This window comes from Nocardia sp. NPDC060220 (genome assembly GCF_042727815.1).
Classification (GTDB): domain Bacteria; phylum Actinomycetota; class Actinomycetes; order Mycobacteriales; family Mycobacteriaceae; genus Nocardia.
Genome location: NZ_JBHWZY010000484.1, coordinates 1,309 through 5,289, shown reverse-complemented (window position 1 = coordinate 5,289; position 3,981 = coordinate 1,309). Strand labels below are relative to the sequence as shown.

The following is a 3,981-nucleotide window of genomic DNA, read 5'->3' as shown; positions in this document are numbered from 1 at the left end:
CTCCTTCCGGAAGGAGTGCGGGGGCTTTTCTAGTTGATGGAACAGAACAGCAACTGCGGTAACGCGTGGCTACTGCAATGGCCGCGCGTCCGGCGGGCAAGTGTATTCGTGCGCATCGGCAAATCGGCCGCAGACTCTCCTACCCTTTCGTTGAAGAGATTGCAATGTGACAACGGTCATGGGGTCGAATCGTCTTTCGACGGAACCGAAGACGCTTTCGGGCCGTCTAATTTGGTTGTAAGGCAACGAAAGCCAGCCGAGCGAGTTGGTCCGAGGATTCGCTGCGAGAAAGGCGGGCCCAGTGATTCGTAAGGCTCAGGCGCTGAGTTGTGTCGCTACAACGCAGTCTGCGCTAGCAGCGGGGAGGCCAAGATGGAGCTAATTGCGGGCGCGCTTATGGAGTACCGCTTGCGCGCCAATCTGAGTCAGGAAGAGTTGGCAGATAGGGCGCAGCTGAGTGTGCGTGCATTGCGGAACATCGAACGCGGATGCACCAGGTATCCGCATATCAAATCCATTAGGCGGCTCACCAGTGCGCTGCAATTGACGGAAGAGGAAGAGGTAATTCTGCTGCGGATGGTAGATCGGCCCATATCGTGCCGACGACAGCGAGGCTGATTTACCATGCTAGTGGTCGACGGGCAAATCTGCACCGCCGCTCGATCGCGTGGCGAATAAACTTCCGCTCTTTCTGCCGGTGGTACTTCCTGTTGAGTAAGCCGGTGGTCGGGTTATGTTTGTCGTGTTCAACAAAAGACAAATGATGGAGGTTGGAAATGACGAACTTTCGAGCATTCGCTGTCGCTGGTTTGGCAGTTGCGTCGGTGACGGCTGGGGCGCTATTGGGGGCGGGTAATGCGTCTGCGAGCCCTGTTGTGAGCCAGAGCTATGGGCCGTGCACATGGAGCGCGGATGTCGTATCCATCGGGGGAGTTCCGATGGATGGGTACGCCTACAACTGGCTGGTAAAGACCGGCCGAAACGACAACTCCGGTGCGGCGTGCAGTTTCGAGGCCAGGTCCGAATTCAAGATGAAGGATAGTGGCGAGGTCAAGACTGTTGCCTTCGGTAGCAGCCAGCTTGCCCAGGACGTGATGTTTTCTGAGGGCGGCGCTCGCCCCCTGAATATCAGCCTGCGGGTGTGCGAGAACGGCGTCGGGTGCTCCGATTGGGCGATTCAGCACAGCACCTGGGGCTACGACCACTAACAGCGGCTGATGGTGATGCTATCGCCTGTAGTGCCAATTCAGGCCCGTCTGTAGGCTCGCGGATAGAAGCTGCGGGCCTACGGACTGCCTCGGTCAGCATCCTGAAAATGCGTGCGCTTTCTCCGCTATGTCACCGTGCCTTGTACGGGTGATTACAGATTCGTCCCTGCCCTGGGTATCGGGGAGTAGCGAGTGGCCGGAGATGCGCCGAACATCCTTCTCAATGTTGCTGTCGCGGCGCAGCGTTCGTAGTAGCGGCCCAGCAGATGACGTCGAACGGCGGCGGATACTCCAGTCACGGTCCATGAGTAGGATGGAGAGGTAGCTACGAGGTTCCCTCAATTGTCCCAGTGATAGTCGTCCAGATAGTCGTATCCGGGATAGTCGTATTCTGGATAGTCATGGTTAGGCGGCAAGGCTGGGTGGGGCGACAAGGCTGTGTCGTGCCAGGGCGGACCGATTGGTTGTGGCACCGGTCGATCGGCGGCATCGAGGTCTGACGTCGAGGACGTCGGACGGGGCAACGGGACTCTTCTCGGCGCCGGCGGACTCGCGATGACGGTCGCGTAGGGGTTGTCATCACCGGGCTCTATCAGGTCGTAGACGCCGCCGTCGCCGGGAGGCTCGTGCGGCCTGATCACATGCGCCATTCGATCTTCTGGATCTCCCCTGCGCGCAACGGCAACCGGCGGTGCGTCGTGGATTTGATCTCGCGGATCGGGGCCGGGATCCGGGTGCTCAGATGCCACGTTCGGCTCAGCATCTGGTGCCTGCGGTGAGTTCTCCTCACGCGGCTGCTCATCGGCCGGTGACGCGGGCTCCAGCGAATCGGTTGGCTGGACGCCCGGCTCGGCCTCCTCCGGGCTGTCGAGATCGTTGCCTTCAGGCTCGGATTCATCCTCCGTCTCGATCTCGTCCTGCAGGTCTTCGACTGTTGCACGCATGGTATCGCTGGCTTCGGCGTGAGCGAGTCTGTGTAAGCCGACAATCTGTTCCACCAGAATCTTTGGATCCAACCGAAGGCCGGACTCGCTGAGCCGGATGTCGTGCAGCGACCCATTGGCGCCCACCTCGACAGTGACCGACTGATCGCTGGAGGAGGCAACTCCCCGAATGCGCAGCAGGGCTTCTTGCAGATGCTCGATCCGCGCGCGTTCGGCGGCTTCATCCATGACGAACCTCACTCCAGTTTCGGCGCGAGCCCAACGAGCTCTTCTGCGCGGCAGTCGACACGACGCTTGCGGCGAGGAAACATGCTGCTCATGCACGACACGATCGTCCATCGGGTGCCGCACCCGGCTCTGAACTCGCTGCCACCTCCCCCGCAGTCGGCGGCCGGTTCCAAAGATTGTTCGGATTCGAGGGAACCACTCCCGAGTCTGCCGCGTCATACCTAGTGACACAACAGATCTCGGGGGGCAACGTGGTGAATACCACCAGGAAGTCGGGCTCGGCCGTAATGGGCGTGTACTCAGCCTGCTCTCGGAGGATGTTGGTTCGCGCGACAGAGTCCGTGAAGGCCTCGGTGCGTGCGACCGATCGAACCGAACAGCCGCACAGTAAGGGGATTGTCATGGAGATGAACAGTGAGGGTGTGCATTTGCTGGCGGGCGGCCAGACTGCGTCCAGCCAGCTGCTGTGGACAAGCGCAGGGCGTTTGACCAGTGCCGCAGCCGATTTCGTTCCGGCGCAGGCCGGCCGCGACTACCAGGATCATGGGGCGCAGATTCAGGCAGCGATGGAAGCTATCGGCGTGCGGGTGACCGGCTGGGCGGCCGTCGTAGAGCAGAACGGCAGCAACCTGGCGACGAGCGCGAACGCGATAGCCGACTCGGACGATACAGCGGCCGCCGGTATCAACTCGATCGAAGGAGCACGGTAATGCAGGCGGCCCAGGGCAGCAGCGACGTCGACCGGATCTTGGCTCAGGGACTCGGCAAACTGAATAGCCTCGGACAGTTCATGTCTCTGTACCAGGATTGGACCGGAACATACCCGAATGAGACGAGTCCGGACACGCTCATCGATGGCTATCAGCAACAGCAGGGTATGAGCGTGGAAGCGCTCCGCACGTATGCGACCACCCTGAGCGACGAGCTGACAGTGACGCTGAATGATCTCGCCGTCGATCAGCAGTCTCAGCTCACCGAGCTGAACTCGGTCTGGAACGAATCCACGGGATCGTCCGCGGCGGCGCAGGCGCAGTCGCAGCTGGGTGTCGGTCTGACTGCTGACACCGAGTCGCTTTCCCTCACCGCGAATACCGTCACCACGGCGGCCGACACCCTCGAGCGCATGGTTTCGCAGAAGGCGTCCGCGATCGAGCAAAGCCTCAGCGACAATATCGCCGGCCTATCGTTTCAGCAGGTCAGTCAACTCGTGGACTACGCCAAGAACGGTTTCGGCGGATCGAGCTCCGAAGAGGCGGCGGCGAAATTGCGCGCGATCCTTCCTGAATACCCGGGCGGTGGTTCCGATGTCGCTTGATCCTCAGCAGTACGCGACTCAATGGCTCAACACGGTGTTCAAGCCTGATGTCGAGAACAAGGTTCAACTCGTCTCAGGGTTGAATACCGCAACAGACAGTGCCGTGTCGGGGTCATTGCAGACGGTCGCGGGACAGATGAATAGTGTGGCAAATGGTGGCGGCGCGGGTGACGGGGCCAAGGCGACTACCGGTGACGGGGCCAAGGCGACTACCGGTGACGGGGCCAAGGCGACTACCGGTGACGGGGCCAAGGCGACTACCGGTGACGGGGCCAAGGCGACTACC

Annotated in this window: 5 protein-coding genes and 1 pseudogene; 5 read left to right on the top strand and 1 reads right to left on the bottom strand. The window is 60.9% G+C overall.

What is annotated here, in order from left to right; genetic code table 11:
* Positions 1-372: 372 nt before the first annotated feature.
* Positions 373-618: a helix-turn-helix domain-containing protein gene (locus ACFWF3_RS23130; RefSeq protein ID WP_379315239.1), complete on the top strand. Its 246-nt coding sequence runs from the start codon at positions 373-375 to the stop codon at positions 616-618.
* Positions 619-938: 320 nt separating this feature from the next.
* Entirely contained in the window at positions 939-1,208 is a 270-nt protein-coding gene (locus ACFWF3_RS23125; RefSeq protein WP_379315238.1) for a hypothetical protein, read from the top strand.
* Positions 1,209-1,546: 338 nt separating this feature from the next.
* Here the strand turns inward: ACFWF3_RS23125 and ACFWF3_RS23120 are convergent, their stop codons facing one another.
* A complete protein-coding gene (locus ACFWF3_RS23120) occupies positions 1,547-2,380 on the bottom strand; it encodes a YbaB/EbfC family nucleoid-associated protein (protein WP_379315237.1) in 834 nt (277 codons plus the stop codon).
* A gap of 401 nt (positions 2,381-2,781) precedes the next feature.
* Here ACFWF3_RS23120 and ACFWF3_RS23115 point away from each other — a divergent pair, with 401 nt between their 5' ends.
* The 3 genes and pseudogenes from ACFWF3_RS23115 to ACFWF3_RS23105 form a co-directional block, all read left to right on the top strand.
* On the top strand, positions 2,782-3,090 hold the full coding sequence (locus ACFWF3_RS23115; RefSeq protein ID WP_379315236.1) for a hypothetical protein: 309 nt from the start codon (positions 2,782-2,784) through the stop codon (positions 3,088-3,090).
* Positions 3,090-3,695: a hypothetical protein gene (locus ACFWF3_RS23110; protein ID WP_379315235.1), complete on the top strand. Its 606-nt coding sequence runs from the start codon at positions 3,090-3,092 to the stop codon at positions 3,693-3,695. Before ACFWF3_RS23115 ends, ACFWF3_RS23110 begins: the two co-directional genes overlap by 1 nt.
* Positions 3,685-3,981, top strand: a pseudogene (locus ACFWF3_RS23105) (hypothetical protein); the annotation flags it as partial. The gene ACFWF3_RS23110 and the pseudogene ACFWF3_RS23105, both read left to right, overlap by 11 nt.

Excerpts from the sequence above, each read along its gene's own strand:
- ACFWF3_RS23130 (WP_379315239.1), top strand. The coding sequence starts at position 373 with ATGGAGCTAATTGCGGGCGCGCTTATGGAGTACCGCTTGCGCGCCAAT.
- ACFWF3_RS23125 (WP_379315238.1), top strand. The coding sequence starts at position 939 with ATGGATGGGTACGCCTACAACTGGCTGGTAAAGACCGGCCGAAACGAC.
- ACFWF3_RS23120 (WP_379315237.1), bottom strand. The coding sequence starts at position 2,380 with ATGGATGAAGCCGCCGAACGCGCGCGGATCGAGCATCTGCAAGAAGCC.
- ACFWF3_RS23115 (WP_379315236.1), top strand. The coding sequence starts at position 2,782 with ATGGAGATGAACAGTGAGGGTGTGCATTTGCTGGCGGGCGGCCAGACT.
- ACFWF3_RS23110 (WP_379315235.1), top strand. The coding sequence starts at position 3,090 with ATGCAGGCGGCCCAGGGCAGCAGCGACGTCGACCGGATCTTGGCTCAG.